The sequence below is a fragment of the Streptococcus mitis SK564 genome (assembly GCF_000148525.1).
Taxonomy (GTDB): Bacteria; Bacillota; Bacilli; order Lactobacillales; family Streptococcaceae; genus Streptococcus; species Streptococcus mitis_H.
Genome location: NZ_AEDU01000023.1, coordinates 1 through 17,060 on the forward strand (window position 1 = coordinate 1; position 17,060 = coordinate 17,060).

Consider the following 17,060-nt stretch of genomic DNA (forward strand, 5'->3'; position numbering starts at 1 on the left):
AAAGCTGACGTGGTTTGAATTTGATTTTCGAAGAGTATCAATCTATTTCTAGGAGGATGAGATATGGTTTCTACTATTGGTATTGTTAGTTTATCTAGTGGCATTATCGGAGAAGACTTTGTCAAACATGAAGTGGACTTGGGGGTCCAACGTCTCAGGGATTTGGGACTCAATCCTATCTTTTTGCCCCATTCGTTAAAAGGCTTAGACTTTATCAAGGACCACCCCGAAGCGCGTGCGAAAGATTTGATGCAAGCCTTTTCCGATGATAGCATCGATATGATCCTATGTGCCATCGGTGGAGACGATACCTATCGTTTGTTGCCCTACCTTTTTGAAAATGAGCAACTAGAAAAAGTTATCAAACAAAAGATTTTTCTTGGCTTCTCAGATACAACCATGAACCATCTCATGTTGCATAAACTAGGAATCAAGACTTTTTATGGTCAATCCTTCTTAGCAGACATTTGTGAATTAGACAAAGAAATGCTAGCCTATAGCCTTCACTACTTTAAAGAATTGATTGAGACGGGAAGAATCTCAGAAATCCGCCCTAGCAATGTTTGGTATGAGGAACGAACTGATTTTACTCCCAAGGCTCTGGGGACACCTCGTGTCAGTCATGAAAATACTGGTTTTGAGTTGTTGCAAGGAAATGCCCAGTTCGAGGGAAAAATCCTCGGTGGTTGCCTCGAATCCCTCTACGATATCTTTGACAACTCTCGATACGCAGACAGCACGGAGCTCTGCCAAGAATACAAACTTTTCCCTGACTTGTCAGACTGGGAAGGAAAGATCCTCTTACTAGAAACAAGCGAAGAAAAGCCTGAGCCGGAAGACTTCAAAAAGATGTTACAAACTTTAAAGAACACTGGTATATTCAAGGTCATCAGCGGACTCTTGGTCGGGAAACCTATGGATGAAACTTTCTATGACGACTATAAAGAGGCACTATTGGATATCATTGACAGCAATATTCCAATTGTCTATAATCTGAATGTCGGCCACGCAACTCCGAGAGCAATTGTCCCCTTCGGAGTCCATGCCTATGTAGATGCACAGGAGCAAGTCATTCGCTTTGACTATAACAAAAAATAAATAGTGTCTCTATTTTTGTGCTTTTGTATTCGTTTTCGTTACAATTTGTATCTGAATTTATTGCATTTCGCTAATTTCTATGATATCCTTTTGAAGGAGGTGTATATGACAAAACAAAAAATTAATCGAATCGTAGGTTCTATTGGTGCCTTTATTGGAATCATAGTATTTATTGCCTACATACCTCAAATTATCGCTAATTTACAGGGAAATAAAGCTCAACCATTTCAACCTTTATCAGCTGCTATATCTTGCTTAATCTGGGTTATTTATGGATGGACAAAGGAACCTAAGAAGGATTGGATACTAATCATTCCAAATTCAGCTGGTGTTATTTTAGGTGGAATCACTTTTTTGACTTCACTCTAACAAATCTAATAGTATATATAAAAAGCTGGGAAAAATTTCTCAGCTTTTTTCTATATTCTCAGATATGCTAGTTACCTGTACATACTAACGACCGCTTTTCCACTCACAATCATTCTCATGGTCATCAACTAGCCCTGCAGCCTGTAGAAAAGACAAGACGGCGACTGGGCCTGTGAACTTGAAGCCTCGTTTTTTGAGATCTTTGGCTAACTTCTCAGACAGAGGTGTTTTAGCTGGGGCTTGGCGGTAATCGGGAACATCGTTAACGATCGTTTTCCCCTCAACAAAAGACCAAAGATAGGCATCAAAAGAGCCGTACTCTGCCTGTAGTCGTAGAAAGGCTTGGGCGTTAGCGCGTGTAGCAAAAATCTTGGCTCTATTTCGGATGATGGCTGGATTCTCCAGCAGGTCTTCCAGTTCGGTGTCGGTCATCTCTGCGACCGCTTGAATTTGATAGCTATGAAAGGCTTCTCGGAAAGCTTGGCGTTTGTTGAGTACCGTTTCCCAAGACAGGCCCGCTTGATAGGTTTCCATACACAACAACTCAAACAATGCTTGGTCATCATGGAGAGGATGCCCCCACTCCTCATCATGATAGGCGATGTAGAGCGGATTGGTCATCTTGACCCACGAACAACGTTTTGTCATGTTCTGCTCCTATTTGACCAACATCTTAAGGGCCGACTTGATATAGTTCTCAGCTGTATCTGTCGTTCCTTCAAAGAATTTCTTGATTTTCTTGAGCTCGGTTGCCTTGTAGCCCAGTGCCAACATGGCTTCCATAGCTTCTTCCAATTCTTGGTTTTCAGCACTTGCTTGAACTGCCACCTTAGCAGGAAGGTCGTCTCCTGAAACTACTACCTTGCCTTCCAAGTCCAGCACCATCTGCTGGGCTGTTTTCTTGCCAATTTTAGGGAACTTGGTCAAGTAGGTGATGTTCTTTGTTTCGATGGCTTGAACCAAGCCAGCATTGTCATCAGCAGCAATAATAGCAAGAGCTGATACAGGACCAATCCCAGAGACCGAAATCAGACTGAGAAAGAGCTTTTTCTCATCTTCTGAGCGAAATCCATAAAGCAGATGGGCGTCCTCACGCACGACCTGATGCACATAAATTTGAGCTTCTTGGTTAACCTGACCTGAGTAGGCATAGGGATTAGCCACATACAGGATATAACCGATACCGTTGGTTTCAAGAACAATGTATTTAGCAGTGATTTTGGTAATGATTCCTTTTAAATATTCGTACATAGTTTTCCTTTTAGTTTAATATTTCCCCAGCTCACGGAGACTGGTGTGATTTTCCTGAATGCGTCGGAACATCTTTTCCATATCCGACTTGGTAAAATGCACCAAAACAGGACGCCCGTGGGGACAGTTGTAGGGATTGTCACATTGAGAGAGCTGATAGAGGAGCTGTCTAGCCGAATGATCGTCAATACGATGGTTGGCCTTGATGGACCGCTTGCAGGACATCATGATAGCCAGCTCTGCTCGGTATTTCTTGATAGAAACTTCCTTGGTCAAGAGCAGCATGTCACACATTTCATAGATGCCTGATTCAATCTCTTCTTCTGCCATCCAAATAGGATGTTCACGCAGGATAAATTGATTTTCTCCGTACTCTGCTAGAAAGACACCCACTTCCTCCAAAAGCGCCATTCTTTCCTTGAGACGAAGGGCATCATCCGCAGGAAATTCAAAAATGTAAGGCACTAGGAGTTGTTGTTGACTCTGGTCAACATCGCCAATGCTTTCACGATACTCCTCATACTTGACCCGTTCCTGAGCCGCATGTTGGTCTATGATGTAGAGCCCATCTCTCCCTTGGGCAAAGAGATAAGTCCCATGCATTTGCCCGAAAAATTCCAACTCTGGGAATCTTGATGATTCTTCTCGCTCCAGCTTGTCATAAGCCTTATCCAGACTGGTTAAATCTAGCTCTGGGTGATCTAGCTGGTCGTAGTTAGCAGGCTTTCTCTCTGCAAAATGCAGTTTTGCTGGCTTGGTCAGCTGATCCAAGGTTTCCTTGGCAAATAGGGTTAAATCCTGCCCTTCCTCAGTCAATTCTACCTGATAATCAGCCACCTCAGCTTTCTCATAGTAGAGCGTATTTTCTTTGAGTGGGAGAATAGTTTGCTCCACCTTCTCACGATTGCGCACGGTCGATTTGGCAAGATTTTCCAAGGCATCTGGAATCAAGGTTTGTTCCTTGAGACTATTTGCAATAGCTTCTGAAACCAGGGCCATAAGTTCTTTTTCCTTGGAAATCCGCACCTCTTGCTTGGTTGGATGAACATTGACATCCGCTAGATAAGGGTCGATATGGATGTGAATGACAGCCAACGGAAAGCGTCCCACCATGAGCTTACTTCCGTAACCATCAAGAATAGCACGATTGAGTAAAAAGTTCTTGATATAACGGCCATTGATGAAGAGGCTGATATAGTTGCGGTTGGCTCTAGTTAACTCAGGCAAGGACACAAAGCCTGAAATTTCGAAATCAAGGTCAGAATTCTCAATTTCAATCATCTTCTTGGCACTCGCCAAACCGTAAATCCCTGCGATAGCTTGGCGCAATTGACCTGTTCCCGCTGTTCGCGTCATTTCCTTGCCATCACTAATCAAGCTAAAAGAAATCTCAGGATGGGCCAAACCCAGACGATTGACAATATCAATAATATGAGACAACTCCGCCTGCTGACTCTTCATATACTTGAGACGGGCAGGCGTGTTGAAAAAGAGGTCTTCCACACAAACCTTGGTTCCCACAGGACTAGTCGCTGGAATGATTTCTTCTACTTCTCCTCCACGAGCGACGAGCTTGGTTCCATGACTTGCACCATCCATCGCCGTCAAAAGGGTCAGAACACTAACAGAAGCGATAGAAGGCAGAGCTTCACCACGAAAACCAAGCGTCCGAATCCGAAAGAGATCTGCCTGATTTTTTATCTTACTGGTCGCATGACGACGCAGAGCCAGCTCTACCTCATCGTGGGCAATTCCATGACCATTATCTGTGATTTGAATCTTCTTGAGACCAGCTTCCTCAATCTCAATGATAATCTGGTTAGAGCCAGCGTCAATGGCATTTTCTACCAGCTCCTTAACAACGCTAGCTGGACGCTCGATAACCTCTCCAGCTGCAATCTGGTTTGCCAGCACCTCTGGCAATTCAATAATATGAGACATCTTTCAGCCCCTTTCTGTACCTGTTTTCCTAGAAATTGATTAGTGCTATTATACCATATTTCAGATAGGACAGAAAAGCTCCACCACATAGAAGCCAAATCCCGCCACATAGACAAAGTCCCTTGCAAGGGTCTGGAAAATAGTGTTTAATAAAGATATACAGGAAGTGATCACAACCTTGTATAACTAAAAAGGAGAGAAATTTATGAAAGTAGAACTACAGATTAGTGAAACTTACGAAGAGGAAAAGCTGATTGTCCAAGCACCTCAGCCGACAGATAAAGTCCAGAAAGTCATCGAGTTCGCAGAAAATCTTGACCAAAAAGAAACAATCAAAGGAAAGATTGATAATCAGGTCTATCTCGTTGAGATTGGTAAGATACAACGCTTCTATATCGAGAATCGGAAGGTTCTAGCAGAAACCGCGAGTCAGACCTACAGCATTGATTTGCGACTCTATCAGGTCCTTGAAATTCTGCCAACCAATTTTATCCAAATTTCCCAATCAGAAATCATCAATATCGACTCCATCTCCCATCTCAAGCTCACCCCCAACGGCCTAGTAGAAATCTTTCTAAAAAATGAAAACTTCACCTACTCTTCACGCCGTTACCTAAAAACCATCAAGGAGAAATTAGAACTATGAAAAAACAAGTATTTCACGACGCAGCTGCTGGTATCCTCATCGGCCTCATCCTCTCTATCATCTTTTCACTCATTTATGCACCAAATACCTACGCCCCGTTAAGTCCCGACTCTCTCATCGGACAAGTGATGACTCAACATCAGGTTCACGGTGCCCTGGTCTTGCTCTACTGTACTCTTATCTGGGCAGCCATTGGTATTCTCTTCAACTTTGGCAAGCGATTATTCAGCCGTGACTGGAGCATGCTTCGTGCCACTCTGACTCATTTCTTCCTTATGCTGGCTGGCTTTGTCCCACTAGCAACTCTAGCAGGTTGGTTTCCTTTCCACTGGTTCTTCTATCTCCAGCTCATTATCGAGTTTGCGATTGTTTACCTCATCATTTGGGCTATTTCCTATAAAAGAGCATCAAAAAAAGTGGACCATATCAATCAACTCTTGGAGCATAGAAAGTAAGAACCTCATAATAAGCAAATCCGAGAAAGAAACTTCTCGGTTTTTTTATCCTGCTACACCTTACTATCATAGCAGTTATTTTCAGATCTTCTTTGTAAATTTTCTATCTTTTTTCAAAATCATCTTGCATTTTCCCAAAGTTTTTTGTAGAATATAGATTACATATCCAGATTATTCTGAAAATTCAAAAAGGAGCATCTATCATGTCGCAAGCTATTTCGTTAAATCAATCAACCTGGACAAGTAAACTAAAAGCAATGGGACCTGGAATCCTAATGGCTTCTGCCGCTGTTGGAGGTTCTCACATTGTATCTTCTACTCAAGCTGGTGGTTCTTATGGGTGGTCGCTACTCCTCTTGGTCATCTTAGCCAATGTCTTTAAATATCCATTTTTCCGTTTTGGTGCTGAATACACCGCTGATACTGGAAAGACTTTGGTTGAAGGTTATGCCGAAAAAGGAAAACTCTATCTCTGGATTTTCTTTATCCTAAATGTCTTTTCGGCTATGGTCAACACAGCTGGTGTCGCCATTCTGTGCTCAGCTATCATCGCCAGTGCCTTCCCAATGATCGGTCTTAGCATCACTCAGTGGTCCCTCATTCTCGTTGCAATCATTTGGGCTATGTTACTCTTTGGAGGCTACAAACTCTTAGACGGCATGGCAAAATGGATCATGTCAGCTTTGACCATTGCAACTGTTCTTGCAGTTATCATCGCGGCGATCAAGCATCCCGAATACAGCTCTGATTTTGTCGAGAAAACACCTTGGCAAATGGCAGCTCTACCCTTCATCGTTTCCCTCTTAGGGTGGATGCCGGCTCCTATTGAAATTTCAGCTATCAATTCACTTTGGTCTGCTGAAAAGAAAAAGACCGTCAACTTTAACACCGAGGACGCTCTATTTGACTTTAACGTTGGTTACATTGGAACAGCTATCCTAGCTGTGTTCTTTGTAGCACTGGGAGCATTGATTCAATATCCTACAGGGCAAGCAGTTGAAGCCGCTTCAGCCAAATACATCTCTCAATTCGTGGGCATGTATGCCTCTGTTCTTGGCGAATGGTCCCGTTACTTGATTACCTTTATTGCCTTCCTGTGTATCTTTGGAACAGTTATCACTGTTATTGATGGCTATTCTCGCGTCAATCAGGAATCTCTCCGACTGCTAATCAGTCAAAAAGAAGACAATCGTAAATCTTTGAACATCTGGATGACCATCACTGCTATCATCGGTATCATCATTATCAAGTTCTTCGCTGGTCAGGTTTCAACCATGCTCCGCTTTGCCATGATTGGTTCTTTCCTGACAACACCATTCTTCGCTCTTTTAAACTACGCCTTGGTAACGCGTGAAAACAAAAATCTTCCTTCTTGGCTCAAACACCTTGCCATTGCAGGATTGATTTTCCTCTTTGGCTTCGCCATCTTCTTTATCTACGCACTCGCAATCGGAAAAGCAGGATAACTAACAAGCTCTAGATGAAGATAAGGTTTCATTTCAAGAGAAAATTCAGCAAATATTTCTATAATAAAAAGCATAAGAACAAGGTTTTGAATACCTGAACTTATGCTTTTTTACGTTCTTAAAGACTGTTTATACTCAAAGAGCAGTTGAAAAACTCCAACCGCCTCTTATAAGAACTTTATACTATTCGAAAATCTCTTCAAACCACGTCAGCTCTATCTGCAACCTCAAAGCTGTGCTTTGAGCAACCTGCGACTAGCTTCCTAGTTTGCTCTTTGATTTTCATTGAGTATTAATTCTCCCTTTCCAACTCATACAAATCTGCGATAATCGCTGCGACACGTTTGATATCTTCCAGCATGCCTCGCATTTCAAAGTCAGCCAAGACAGGAAAGCCAAAACGTTGACTGTATTGCTTGGCTGTCAGGCAGTATTGGTTATTAAAGTTACGATTTCCTGAACCAACTACGCCAAAACACTTACTAGCATTATCGCCATAGGCTATAAAATCCCCAACGGGTGTCGTCAAAATCTCTACATCTCCGTTATCCACGCCATTCCCACCTTCGAGATAGGTCGGCAAAAAAGCGACATAAGGATGGTCCATCTCATAAAAATCTTGGCCTTCCTTGACCAAATCCTTAATATGAATCTTTTGAACTTCAATCCCCTCATACTGGGACAAGAGATAGTCTTTCAAGCGTGTCACAAAACTCTCAGTATTCCCACTCAGACTGATATAAACTAAAGAAATTGTCTTCATATGTACCTCCATGATTTTATTTTTCATCGAAAAAGAACTACCAAGATTGTATCTTGATAGTTCTTTTTTGTCAATACTTAAGCAAGTTCTTCTGTTTCTTCTTCTGCCAAGGCTTTCTGCTGACGCCACATCTTGTAGAAGACAAGAGCCAGGAAGAGAACATTGATGACGATAGAGAAAATGCTAGCGGCTTGTGAAATAACACTTATCCCTAAACGCATGGTCTCATCGTGAACTAACTGCACAGCGTCTTGTAAAGTCACATAGCTATAAATCGAACCAATAATGGCTAGCAAAACATAGCCGACATAAGTGTAGTTTGCATATTGCAAATTCTTACGAACAAGGAACACAATCGCTACTGCAACTAAAATAGCAGATAGCACAATCAAGGCCATATTAAAAATAGAATGAGTTGATTCTGCTACTCTATAGGTATAATTAAGCTGGTCTTCTAATTGCTGAGCACTGACCCCTGCAACTTGTTTCTGAGCGGCAGCGGCACGAAGGGCTTCTTTGCTAGGCAAGGGACTCAACATTCCAAACAGAGACGTAGCTGAAATAAGAGCAGACAAGATTAGCAAGACCCATAGATAAATCGGTTTCTTTTTCATGATAGAACCTCCTGATGTTATTATTGATATTATAGCACTTTTTGTACAGGGATACAAATTTTATAGTATCGTTTCTACCTGTTTTCGGTAGGCTTTTGGTGATTTTCCGCACAATTTTCGGAAAACTTTATAGAAATATCCAACGTTACTGTAACCAACCGCATAACAGATGTCTTCGATACTGTCACTAGTTGAAAGTAAGAGTTGCTGGGCGGCCTTAATGCGTTGTTTGTTTAGTAATTCTGCGAAGGTCGAATTGGTTTCTCGCTTAATCAACTGACCTAGATAGACAGGATTGATAAAGAGATCCTTACTGATATCCTTGAGGGAGAGTTCTTTTTGATAATCACGCCCAATCACTTCCAGCACACTGACCACATTTTCATTCATACGATATTGGCCAAAGAATCGAGTCAGAGTTTCCTTGATATAAGGAACCAATTCATCGAATGATTGAATAGCATGAATGGTTTTGACGATATCCGTCATATCATCAGCTTTGAGATGCTCAAACAAGTGGAAGACATCCATGACAAACTGGATAAAAAGCTGTTTGGTAATCGGAACACGGGGTGTATTTTCAAGAACCACTTTCTCCAAGAGGTTCAACTCTTCCACGATTTGATTGAGATTTCCCTGAATGATAACCCGATAAATCGGTTCATAGTAGGCAAAGAGGCTCTCCGACTGCTGTAGATTTACAGATCCGTAAAAGAGGGCTTTCTCAGCATTCAGCTTCCAACGTTCAAAGTGTTCTTGAAAAGGAGCTTCAAAGGGAGTAACGACTAAACCATCTAGGGGTTGGTCAGAAATGAAAATCTGCCAGTCTTGACCCAAGACATAGTAGGGAATGGTGAAGGAGCCTTGTTTCTCCTTGGATAGACCTATCCACCAATTCTCCCCACCTCCTAAATAACTAACAAATCCAGCCTCATCTAAATCTTGACTGAGGGTCTGACTTTTCTTTCCTCTCTCGCCGAGCTGACCTGCAATCTTCTCCAGCAGATTTCCCAACTCTACCTTATCAACAGGTTTGACCAGATAGTCCACCACACTAAGGTTCATTGCTCTTTTTACATAATCAAACTCCTGATAACCCGAAAGTAGGATATAGGCTGCATCTGGTAAGATTTCTTTCATCTCCCGAATCATATCAAGCCCTGTTTTGTCGGGCATATTGACATCGGAAATGACCACATCGACAGGATTTTCCTGAACATATTCTAGGGCTTCATCGGCATGACTGGCTGTTGCGACGACCTCCATATCCCACTTATCAAAGGGAATCAAACGTTTCAGACCTTCTGTCACCATGTACTCATCATCTACTAATAATACTTTATACATTTTCTCCCTTTCTACTCATCTTGAATTGTAATACGATACTGAACACCTGCTTGCTCTGCAGAATCTATAGTAATAGCATAGCGGTCCCCAAAATAGAGCACAAAACGCTCATGGACATTGACAATCCCGATAGATTGCTTTTGATCACTGTAACTGGCTTGGTGTTCAAAATGTCTCTGACTTAATTTTTCTCGAATACTTGCCAGCTTTTCAACCGACATCCCACGGCCATTATCGACCACCAAAATTTCTACAAAACCATCCTGTTTAAGCGCCTTGATACTAATCACATTATCTGTTCGTCTATGGTCAACACCATGCGCGAAATAATTTTCTACCAGCGGTTGCAAGGTAAACTTGGGAATTTTCATATTCTCTAACCCTGGGTCTATCTTGAAACCATAGGCAATGGACTTGGGATAGCGAACCATGCAGAGATAGCTGTATTTACGGCAAAATTCTAATTCCTGTTTGAGAAGAGTTTCTCTTTCGTCGGAAATATTGTTACGCAAGAGACTACTGAACTCATAAATGATATCTGCCAACTCATCTTGACTCTGCATGACTGCATACATACGCAAAAACTCCAGCGTATTATACATAAAATGAGGATTGATTTGCGCCTGCAAGGCCCGCATATTGGCATCTTTTTGACTAAGCTCTAACTGATAAATATCATGGATATTCTTTTCCAAGCGATCCAACATATCATTGGTCGTCTCCGCGATTAGGAGCAATTCCTGATCCTTTTCAAGCGTATCAATGCGAAGACCTTCTTGTCCTTTGGCAATAGCTTGGATGGAATCCACCAGGTCCACTACCTGCTTTTGATAATTAGCAAAAGTCTTCCTCAAAGTCAGATAGAGAATGACAATAAAGAGAAGGCTCAAGCCCACAATCAAAGCAGAGCTAGCCACTGTTCCTTGTAAAACAAAGTTTTTAGGAACTGCCACCTGAACCTGATATCCATGAGAGGTAAAACCGACAAACCAGTTCTCATGTTCCCTATTGACCCTCTCACCAATATGAAAAATCTCCGTATCAAATGGTGATGTCACAGTCACAGCCATCGGGATATGACCTCGGGTATTGTCAACGGCATGATATAAGACTTCTGGATCCAAGGAGATGTAAATCACTCCTATAGATTGATCCGTTGCTGGGTCCAGAACTGGAATGCCAAAACTATTGGCCTCTGGTTTAAAGGCCTCAGCAGGCAAGATATGACCACTTCTTTTATCCCTTGTTGAAACATAAACTTCTTTAAAATCCTGCAAGACGATTGCAACACCCGTTATAGAGTCATTTTGGACATAAAGATCATCAATGTTTTCATACAGAGAAATAGAAGTTGACGAAGCTGCTTGATGCTCCAACAGCCAATAAAAATACTCAGAAGTTGACAAGCTAAAGTACTTATAAACCCCTTGTATCCGGTCTTGATTGGCTACTAAATCTTGCGCCAGTTGGGCTGATTCTCTATAATAATACTCCACCTCATCAACTGTTCGAGTGGTTACACGTTGAGCTACTCTTTGAGCTTCCTTTTCCCGTGAATCCCAGTCAGCGTAAGAGAGTAAGATTGCAAAACTCGCAATAATAATCATCATGACTGAACTATAGGTTCTTAGAAGCGTATGTAGCCAAAACTGCTTCATTCTATTTTGTCGCCAATTTTTCATGGATACTTTCATAGACCGGTTCCAACATATCACTGATAAAGAAATGCCACATCCCAATTCCTACAAAGAAAAGTAGGGCAGGCATATAGTAACCAATTGCCACAAGTAGCACTGTCCCAAGGAGAACCTTGGCCACAGCCGCTAAGCTCATAAAGATGCCAATCAAGGATAGTTTGAGACTATTTCGATAGGACAAATCAAAATAAACTTGTAATTTCAAAGATACTGTATAAGCCAAAAAGATTAAGGCAACTACTAGGACATTCAAAAAGGTCGTAATCAAATGAATAATAGTCTGATGAGGCAATTGCACCAAGAGATACAGGCCATAGACCAAAACTAGATCCACCCCTAAAAAGCTATAGAAAATCAGGTTGCTTGAGACGAAATTTTGCTTATAAAGAGACCACGCCTCCTTCAAACTGTATTCCCGAAAGCTATAACCATGTTCTGCATACAGGCTCATCAAGGTAGCACTAGCCGGCGCTAGACCAAGGATAATCCCTCCTGCTAAAGTTAATAACCAAAAGAAGGCTGTCGCAATCATCCCTAAAAAGAAACGATTAAAGACAAAGTCTAAAAATCTCCCCATGATATCCTCCTAAAAATAACTATGAAACTATTATATCATATTTCAAGCGTTTTCAAAAACTTCTAGTATCCATTTACAATCCCATCAAACCATGGTAAAATGAGAATTGTGAAAAAATTATCAGGAGACAATTCATGAAGAAATCTATCTTAACTACACTGCTTTTTGCAGTTCTTTACTTCCTCTGCATGGGGATTGGTGTCCTTTTGGGCAATCTCTTTGACCAAGCTGGAAACATGTTTTATGCGCCTGCCTTTACTGCCCTTGTCGGCGGTGGCGTCTATATGATTCTAATCGCAAAAGTTCCGCGCTTTGGAGCCATTACCACTATCGGCCTTGTCATTGCCCTCTTTTTCTTAGGAACTAAACACGGTGCCGGTGCCTTCCTTCCTGGAATTATCTGTGGTCTGCTAGCAGATGCCGTAGCTAGCCTCGGAAAATACAAGAACCAAACAAAGAACTTCCTTTCTTTTATTCTCTTTGCCTTTAGCACATCAGGACCAATCTTACTTATGTGGATTACTCCCAAAGCCTATATGGCTACCCTTCTGGCAAGAGGAAAATCCCAAGAATATATCGACCGTATCATGGTCGCACCAAACCCTGGAACCGTCCTTCTATTTATCGCAAGTATTGTCATCGGAGCCCTAGTGGGTGCCTTGATTGGACAAGCCTTGAGTAAAAAATTGGCACAGAAAATCTGATAAATAAAAAAGAGCCATACGGCTCTTTTTTATTTATGGCTCAATTTCTTGGTCAAGAAGTCTCCCAAGAATTGGATTGCAAAGATAATCAAAATGATAATGATAGTTGCCAAGATAGTCACATCGTGATTGTAGCGGTTAAATCCATAAGCGATGGCCACGTTACCAATACCACCAGCTCCAACCGCACCGGCCATAGCTGTTTCTCCAACAAGAGAAATCAAGGTCACAGTTGTCACACGGATCAAATCTGGAAGACCTTCTGATAGGTAAACACCTACGATATCCCAGAATGTCGCTCCGCTCGCTTGAGCCGCCTCAATAACACCACCATCTAGCTCAGCCAATACCACCTGTACTTGACGGGCAAAGAAGGCAAAGACTGCAAAAGATAGCGGTACGATAGCCGCATTTGGCCCGATACTTGTCCCTACGATTAGGTGTGAGAAGGGTGACAAGACTGCCAAGAGAATGATAAATGGCACCGCACGGAAAATAGAGGTGATTTTATCCAAAATCCAGAAAACGACTTTATTTTCCAAGACACCACCTGGCGCTGTCAAGACAAGGAAGAGACCTGCAACAAGCCCCAAGAAACCTCCGATGATGAAGGAAAGAACTGTCATATAGAGGGTTAGGTAGATGGCTGTTCCCCAGCCTGCCTGACCAGCCCAGCCCATCTTATAGACATTTGGCAAATAGGTTTGAATCAATGACTCCATCTTACTGTCCTCCCTTCAATACTTTTAGTTGTACGCCTGCATGATGAATGGCATCTTGAGCACCTGCCAACGCTGCTTTTTCACCTGACAAGACCACCACCAATTCTCCAACAGGAGTACCATCGAGAATTTCGATATTTCCATAGAGGATATTAGCTGTTACTTGGTAATGCTTGTACAATTCATTCAAAAGTGGCTCGTCTGTCGAAGCACCTGCATACTTGAGTTGCACTAAAAGACTGTTTTCAGATAGATGTTCCACGATTTCTTGCTTCTCAATCTTGACCATGGCTTCGTCAATACCTGTAGCTGTTGAGATAAAGTCCTGGGTCAAGGGTTGTTTAGGGTCTGAGAAGATTTCAAGAACACTACCCTCTTCAATCAAATGCCCATCCTGCATAACTGCCACACGATTGGCAATATCTTTGACAATCTGCATTTCATGCGTAATCAAGACAACAGTCAAGCCTAATTTTTGGTTCAAATCTTGCAACAAGGCCAAAATCTGCTTGGTTGTCTTCGGATCAAGGGCAGAAGTTGACTCGTCTGAAATCAAGATTTTTGGATCATTGGCCAAGGCACGCGCAATGGCTACACGCTGTTTTTGCCCTCCAGATAATTGTGAAGGGTAGTTTTCAGCACGATCTGCCAAGCCGACCAAGTCCAACAACTTAGCTACTTTAGCCTTCTTTTCTTCCTTGCTGAGTCCAGAATGTTTAAGGGCAAAGGCTACATTCTCCTCTGCTGTCTTTTGGCTCATCAGATTGAAATGCTGGAAAATCATCCCGATATCCTGACGTTTACGACGCAACTGCTCTGCTGTCAAGGTCACCTTACCATCAAAAATCACATCGTCGTCAATGGTAATTTTCCCTGCAGATGGTTTTTGCAAGAGGTTAATCACCCGTACAAGGGTTGATTTCCCTGCTCCAGAATATCCAACGATTCCGTAGATATCCCCTTCTTGGATGTGAATTGTCACATCCTTGACCGCTGTGATGGTTCTCTTCTTTTGATGAAAAGTCACATCGATCTGATCTAACTTGATAATATCTCTACTCATAGCTTCTAATCAGCTCCTCTACTAATTCAATATGGGTGTAGTAATCGGCGATTCGTACGTTTTCATCTCCACCGTGGTCTCGACTATTGGCATTTCCTAGACCGAAGGCCACCATTGGCACCTCTAGGGCGTCAAATACCGTATGCATAGGCCCTGTCCCAGCTGTCGTCGGCAAGACTGAAACGCCCTGTGGATAGAATTTCTTGGCCAACTCGATCACATTGAGAATGGCTGGCGCGCTCATATCGCTTCGATAGCTCATCTCTCCCAAGGTATAGTATAATTCTACCTTATCAAAGCCATTTTTGTCTAGCTGTTTCCGAATTTTTTCCAGAACATCATGCGGTTCTAGGCCAGGAACCAAACGAACTTCTAACTTAGCACTAGCTTCTGCAGGCAAAATCGTTTTAACCCCTTGTCCTTGATAACCTGACTGAATCCCTTCTATATTAAGGGCTGGCTCGAAAAAGAAACGTTTTAGAAAGGCTGCACGGTCCTCTTGTAAGAGAGGCAATTCCAAACCATAAATCTGGCTGATTTCCCCTGGATTTCGTTGGGCGTAAGTGTCCACCAAGGCCAATTCACGTTCATTTGGCTCTTGTACTTCTTCGTACAAACCTTCAACCAAGATACGGCCATCTGCAGCGCGAAGAGACTGTAAGGCTTGAAGGAGATACCAAGGAGCTGATTCCACAACCCCACCATAACTAGAATGGATATCCACATCAGCACTTTTCACCTTGGCATCAAAGGTCACGATTCCTTTATTTCCACCAGAAATTTCCAACTGTTCCAAAGCATTTTTGGTTCCTTGTTCCCAGACCAACAAATCTGCACCACGGAGTTTGTCCGCATGTTTTTCCAGATACTTATCCAGGTCTGTCGAAGCTGATTCCTCCGCTCCCTCCATGATAAAACTGATATTGACAGGCAAATCATCATGGTGCTGCATATATTTTCTCAAAGCACTCAAACGAGCCGTGATATGACCCTTGTCGTCATCAACCCCACGCCCATACATGAAACCATTGCGGACTGAAAGAGTAAAAGGATCCTCTGTCCAGACTTGATCCCCATCCGCTGGCACAGTGTCATAGTGGTTATAGAAAATCAAGGTCTTGGCATCTGGACGCGAACTCTTGAAATGCGCCATGACAAAGGGAGCCGTATAAGTCTCATCAATCTCCACTTCAGCCCCCACACGCTTGAAAATCTCACCCAGATAGTTGGCAACTTCTTTGAGACCCACCTGTTGGGCAAAGACCGACTTCTTAGAAATCAAGGTACGCAAAACCTCAAAATAATGCTGGGCCACATGATCCTTTTCAAATTTTTCAATCTGTTCTTGTTCGCTAGGAAAAACCATATTCTCTCTACCTTTCTATGAACCTATAGTCTTCTTTACAATCCATGCTCATTACAAAAGCAAGAGGTGGAATTTTCTCTCCCACCTCCCTGTTTCTTATTACCAAACTGGTTGATCCAAACCGTCTGATGTTTCTTCGATAACTTTTTTCACGTCATCTGTGTGGTAAGCTGCGATCACTTTCTTGATAGCATCAGCTTTTGGTGATGATTCCCAATCTTTTTTCGCAACGATGATGTTGTACCATTGTTTTGAGTTTTCATCAGCTTGTTCTTTGAAAAGTGCTTTCTTGTAGTCCAATTTTGCTTCTGTAACGAAGGTATTGTTTACAACGGCAGCATCAACTGATGACAATGAACGAGCTGTTTGGCTAGCGTCCAATTCAGTGATTTTCAAGTTCTTTGGATTTTCTTTGATGTTAGCAACTGTTGCAAGAGCAGTTCCAGAAACATCCAATTTAATCAAGCCAGCTGATTGAAGCAAGTAAAGCGCACGGCTTTCGTTTGTAGCGTCGTTTGGTACAGCAATTTCTCCGTTTGCTGGGATGTCTTCTACTTTAGTGTACTTGTTGTCACTTCCATTCAAACCTGAGTAAAGGCGAATTGGAGAGATGTAAGTATCTGCAATCGCTACAAGGTCTTTCCCGTTTTCTTTGTTCCAGTTGTTCAAGAAGTTGTAGTGTTGGAAAGCGTTCAAGTCTACTTCACCATCAGCAGTTGCCTTGTTTGGTTGTGAGTAGTCTGTGAACTCTGTAAATTCCAAAGTGATACCGTCTTTTTTAACCAATTCTTGGATTTTGTCCCAACGTTTTTCTTCAGAACCGCTACGGTTAACAGTTGCGATTTTGATAGTTGTTGCATTGTCTGCTTTCTTTTCTGAGTTTCCGCAAGCGACAAGAGCCAAACCTGCGACTGTAGCAAGGGCTGCTACACCAAGCCATTTTTTGATTTTCATGATTCTTTCTCCTTAAAAATAATACCG

The 17,060-nt window shown here is 42.3% G+C and carries 18 protein-coding genes; 6 read left to right on the forward strand and 12 right to left on the reverse strand.

What is annotated here, in order from left to right; genetic code table 11:
- Nucleotides 1–63 precede the first annotated feature (63 nt).
- Both SMSK564_RS10240 and SMSK564_RS10245 read left to right on the forward strand, forming a co-directional pair.
- Nucleotides 64–1,098, forward strand: coding sequence for a S66 family peptidase (locus SMSK564_RS10240; protein WP_000255125.1), 1,035 nt, complete (start codon nt 64–66; stop codon nt 1,096–1,098).
- 105 nt (nt 1,099–1,203) lie between these two features.
- On the forward strand, nt 1,204–1,467 hold the full coding sequence (locus tag SMSK564_RS10245) for a SemiSWEET family transporter (protein ID WP_000166114.1): 264 nt from the start codon (nt 1,204–1,206) through the stop codon (nt 1,465–1,467).
- Nucleotides 1,468–1,551: 84 nt separating this feature from the next.
- On the opposite strand, the gene SMSK564_RS10250 is transcribed toward SMSK564_RS10245, so the two are convergent.
- The 3 genes from SMSK564_RS10250 to mutL are packed head-to-tail and all read right to left on the reverse strand — an operon-like array spanning nt 1,552 to nt 4,659.
- On the reverse strand, nt 1,552–2,115 hold the full coding sequence (locus SMSK564_RS10250) for a DNA-3-methyladenine glycosylase I (protein ID WP_000166576.1): 564 nt from the start codon (nt 2,113–2,115) through the stop codon (nt 1,552–1,554).
- Nucleotides 2,116–2,124: 9 nt separating this feature from the next.
- Nucleotides 2,125–2,718 carry a Holliday junction branch migration protein RuvA gene (gene ruvA, locus SMSK564_RS10255; RefSeq protein ID WP_000273420.1) on the reverse strand — a complete coding sequence of 198 codons (594 nt, stop codon included), beginning with the start codon at nt 2,716–2,718 and terminating at the stop codon, nt 2,125–2,127.
- A gap of 15 nt (nt 2,719–2,733) precedes the next feature.
- Nucleotides 2,734–4,659 carry a DNA mismatch repair endonuclease MutL gene (gene mutL, locus SMSK564_RS10260; protein WP_000018181.1) on the reverse strand — a complete coding sequence of 642 codons (1,926 nt, stop codon included), beginning with the start codon at nt 4,657–4,659 and terminating at the stop codon, nt 2,734–2,736.
- Between the two features lie 205 nt (nt 4,660–4,864).
- Between mutL and SMSK564_RS10265 the strand changes: the two genes are divergently transcribed.
- From SMSK564_RS10265 to SMSK564_RS10275, 3 genes are all read left to right on the forward strand, one after another.
- On the forward strand, nt 4,865–5,305 hold the full coding sequence (locus SMSK564_RS10265) for a LytTR family DNA-binding domain-containing protein (protein ID WP_000861964.1): 441 nt from the start codon (nt 4,865–4,867) through the stop codon (nt 5,303–5,305).
- The gene (locus SMSK564_RS10270) at nt 5,302–5,760 is read left to right on the forward strand and encodes a DUF3021 domain-containing protein (protein ID WP_000745051.1); all 459 of its coding nucleotides are present in this window, start codon (nt 5,302–5,304) and stop codon (nt 5,758–5,760) included. The genes SMSK564_RS10265 and SMSK564_RS10270 overlap by 4 nt, the downstream gene beginning before the upstream one ends.
- 203 nt (nt 5,761–5,963) lie before the next feature.
- The gene (locus SMSK564_RS10275) at nt 5,964–7,226 is read left to right on the forward strand and encodes an NRAMP family divalent metal transporter (RefSeq protein WP_000075802.1); all 1,263 of its coding nucleotides are present in this window, start codon (nt 5,964–5,966) and stop codon (nt 7,224–7,226) included.
- A 292-nt stretch (nt 7,227–7,518) separates the two neighbouring features.
- Here the strand turns inward: SMSK564_RS10275 and nrdI are convergent, their stop codons facing one another.
- The 5 genes from nrdI to SMSK564_RS10295 form a co-directional block, all read right to left on the reverse strand.
- Nucleotides 7,519–7,989, reverse strand: a complete 471-nt coding sequence (gene nrdI, locus SMSK564_RS10280) for a class Ib ribonucleoside-diphosphate reductase assembly flavoprotein NrdI (protein WP_000849610.1) — start codon at nt 7,987–7,989, stop codon at nt 7,519–7,521.
- 77 nt (nt 7,990–8,066) lie between these two features.
- On the reverse strand, nt 8,067–8,603 hold the full coding sequence (locus SMSK564_RS10285) for an ABC transporter permease (RefSeq protein WP_000729023.1): 537 nt from the start codon (nt 8,601–8,603) through the stop codon (nt 8,067–8,069).
- Between the two features lie 60 nt (nt 8,604–8,663).
- A complete protein-coding gene (locus tag SMSK564_RS10290; protein WP_000278881.1) occupies nt 8,664–9,950 on the reverse strand; it encodes a response regulator transcription factor in 1,287 nt (428 codons plus the stop codon).
- A gap of 11 nt (nt 9,951–9,961) precedes the next feature.
- Nucleotides 9,962–11,632, reverse strand: a complete 1,671-nt coding sequence (locus SMSK564_RS0102885; protein ID WP_000800605.1) for a sensor histidine kinase — start codon at nt 11,630–11,632, stop codon at nt 9,962–9,964.
- Nucleotides 11,610–12,224 (reverse strand): YesL family protein, encoded by a 615-nt coding sequence (locus tag SMSK564_RS10295; RefSeq protein ID WP_000532351.1) that lies wholly within the window; start codon nt 12,222–12,224, stop codon nt 11,610–11,612. The genes SMSK564_RS0102885 and SMSK564_RS10295 overlap by 23 nt, the downstream gene beginning before the upstream one ends.
- 134 nt (nt 12,225–12,358) lie before the next feature.
- Between SMSK564_RS10295 and SMSK564_RS10300 the strand changes: the two genes are divergently transcribed.
- Nucleotides 12,359–12,928, forward strand: coding sequence for an MptD family putative ECF transporter S component (locus SMSK564_RS10300; RefSeq protein ID WP_000748375.1), 570 nt, complete (start codon nt 12,359–12,361; stop codon nt 12,926–12,928).
- 29 nt (nt 12,929–12,957) lie between these two features.
- Here the strand turns inward: SMSK564_RS10300 and SMSK564_RS10305 are convergent, their stop codons facing one another.
- From SMSK564_RS10305 to SMSK564_RS10315, 4 genes are all read right to left on the reverse strand, one after another.
- Nucleotides 12,958–13,650: a methionine ABC transporter permease gene (locus SMSK564_RS10305; protein WP_000444647.1), complete on the reverse strand. Its 693-nt coding sequence runs from the start codon at nt 13,648–13,650 to the stop codon at nt 12,958–12,960.
- A 1-nt stretch (nt 13,651) separates the two neighbouring features.
- Nucleotides 13,652–14,713, reverse strand: coding sequence for a methionine ABC transporter ATP-binding protein (locus SMSK564_RS0102890; protein WP_000085665.1), 1,062 nt, complete (start codon nt 14,711–14,713; stop codon nt 13,652–13,654).
- The gene (locus tag SMSK564_RS10310; RefSeq protein ID WP_000231807.1) at nt 14,706–16,079 is read right to left on the reverse strand and encodes a M20 family metallopeptidase; all 1,374 of its coding nucleotides are present in this window, start codon (nt 16,077–16,079) and stop codon (nt 14,706–14,708) included. The genes SMSK564_RS0102890 and SMSK564_RS10310 overlap by 8 nt, the downstream gene beginning before the upstream one ends.
- A 99-nt stretch (nt 16,080–16,178) precedes the next feature.
- Complete coding sequence (locus SMSK564_RS10315) at nt 16,179–17,033, reverse strand: MetQ/NlpA family ABC transporter substrate-binding protein (RefSeq protein WP_000694531.1); 855 nt, start codon at nt 17,031–17,033, stop codon at nt 16,179–16,181.
- Nucleotides 17,034–17,060: the final 27 nt, after the last annotated feature.

Excerpts from the sequence above, each read along its gene's own strand:
- SMSK564_RS10240 (WP_000255125.1), top strand. The coding sequence starts at position 64 with ATGGTTTCTACTATTGGTATTGTTAGTTTATCTAGTGGCATTATCGGA.
- SMSK564_RS10245 (WP_000166114.1), top strand. The coding sequence starts at position 1,204 with ATGACAAAACAAAAAATTAATCGAATCGTAGGTTCTATTGGTGCCTTT.
- SMSK564_RS10250 (WP_000166576.1), bottom strand. The coding sequence starts at position 2,115 with ATGACAAAACGTTGTTCGTGGGTCAAGATGACCAATCCGCTCTACATC.
- ruvA (WP_000273420.1), bottom strand. The coding sequence starts at position 2,718 with ATGTACGAATATTTAAAAGGAATCATTACCAAAATCACTGCTAAATAC.
- mutL (WP_000018181.1), bottom strand. The coding sequence starts at position 4,659 with ATGTCTCATATTATTGAATTGCCAGAGGTGCTGGCAAACCAGATTGCA.
- SMSK564_RS10265 (WP_000861964.1), top strand. The coding sequence starts at position 4,865 with ATGAAAGTAGAACTACAGATTAGTGAAACTTACGAAGAGGAAAAGCTG.
- SMSK564_RS10270 (WP_000745051.1), top strand. The coding sequence starts at position 5,302 with ATGAAAAAACAAGTATTTCACGACGCAGCTGCTGGTATCCTCATCGGC.
- SMSK564_RS10275 (WP_000075802.1), top strand. The coding sequence starts at position 5,964 with ATGTCGCAAGCTATTTCGTTAAATCAATCAACCTGGACAAGTAAACTA.
- nrdI (WP_000849610.1), bottom strand. The coding sequence starts at position 7,989 with ATGAAGACAATTTCTTTAGTTTATATCAGTCTGAGTGGGAATACTGAG.
- SMSK564_RS10285 (WP_000729023.1), bottom strand. The coding sequence starts at position 8,603 with ATGAAAAAGAAACCGATTTATCTATGGGTCTTGCTAATCTTGTCTGCT.
- SMSK564_RS10290 (WP_000278881.1), bottom strand. The coding sequence starts at position 9,950 with ATGTATAAAGTATTATTAGTAGATGATGAGTACATGGTGACAGAAGGT.
- SMSK564_RS0102885 (WP_000800605.1), bottom strand. The coding sequence starts at position 11,632 with ATGAAAAATTGGCGACAAAATAGAATGAAGCAGTTTTGGCTACATACG.
- SMSK564_RS10295 (WP_000532351.1), bottom strand. The coding sequence starts at position 12,224 with ATGGGGAGATTTTTAGACTTTGTCTTTAATCGTTTCTTTTTAGGGATG.
- SMSK564_RS10300 (WP_000748375.1), top strand. The coding sequence starts at position 12,359 with ATGAAGAAATCTATCTTAACTACACTGCTTTTTGCAGTTCTTTACTTC.
- SMSK564_RS10305 (WP_000444647.1), bottom strand. The coding sequence starts at position 13,650 with ATGGAGTCATTGATTCAAACCTATTTGCCAAATGTCTATAAGATGGGC.
- SMSK564_RS0102890 (WP_000085665.1), bottom strand. The coding sequence starts at position 14,713 with ATGAGTAGAGATATTATCAAGTTAGATCAGATCGATGTGACTTTTCAT.
- SMSK564_RS10310 (WP_000231807.1), bottom strand. The coding sequence starts at position 16,079 with ATGGTTTTTCCTAGCGAACAAGAACAGATTGAAAAATTTGAAAAGGAT.
- SMSK564_RS10315 (WP_000694531.1), bottom strand. The coding sequence starts at position 17,033 with ATGAAAATCAAAAAATGGCTTGGTGTAGCAGCCCTTGCTACAGTCGCA.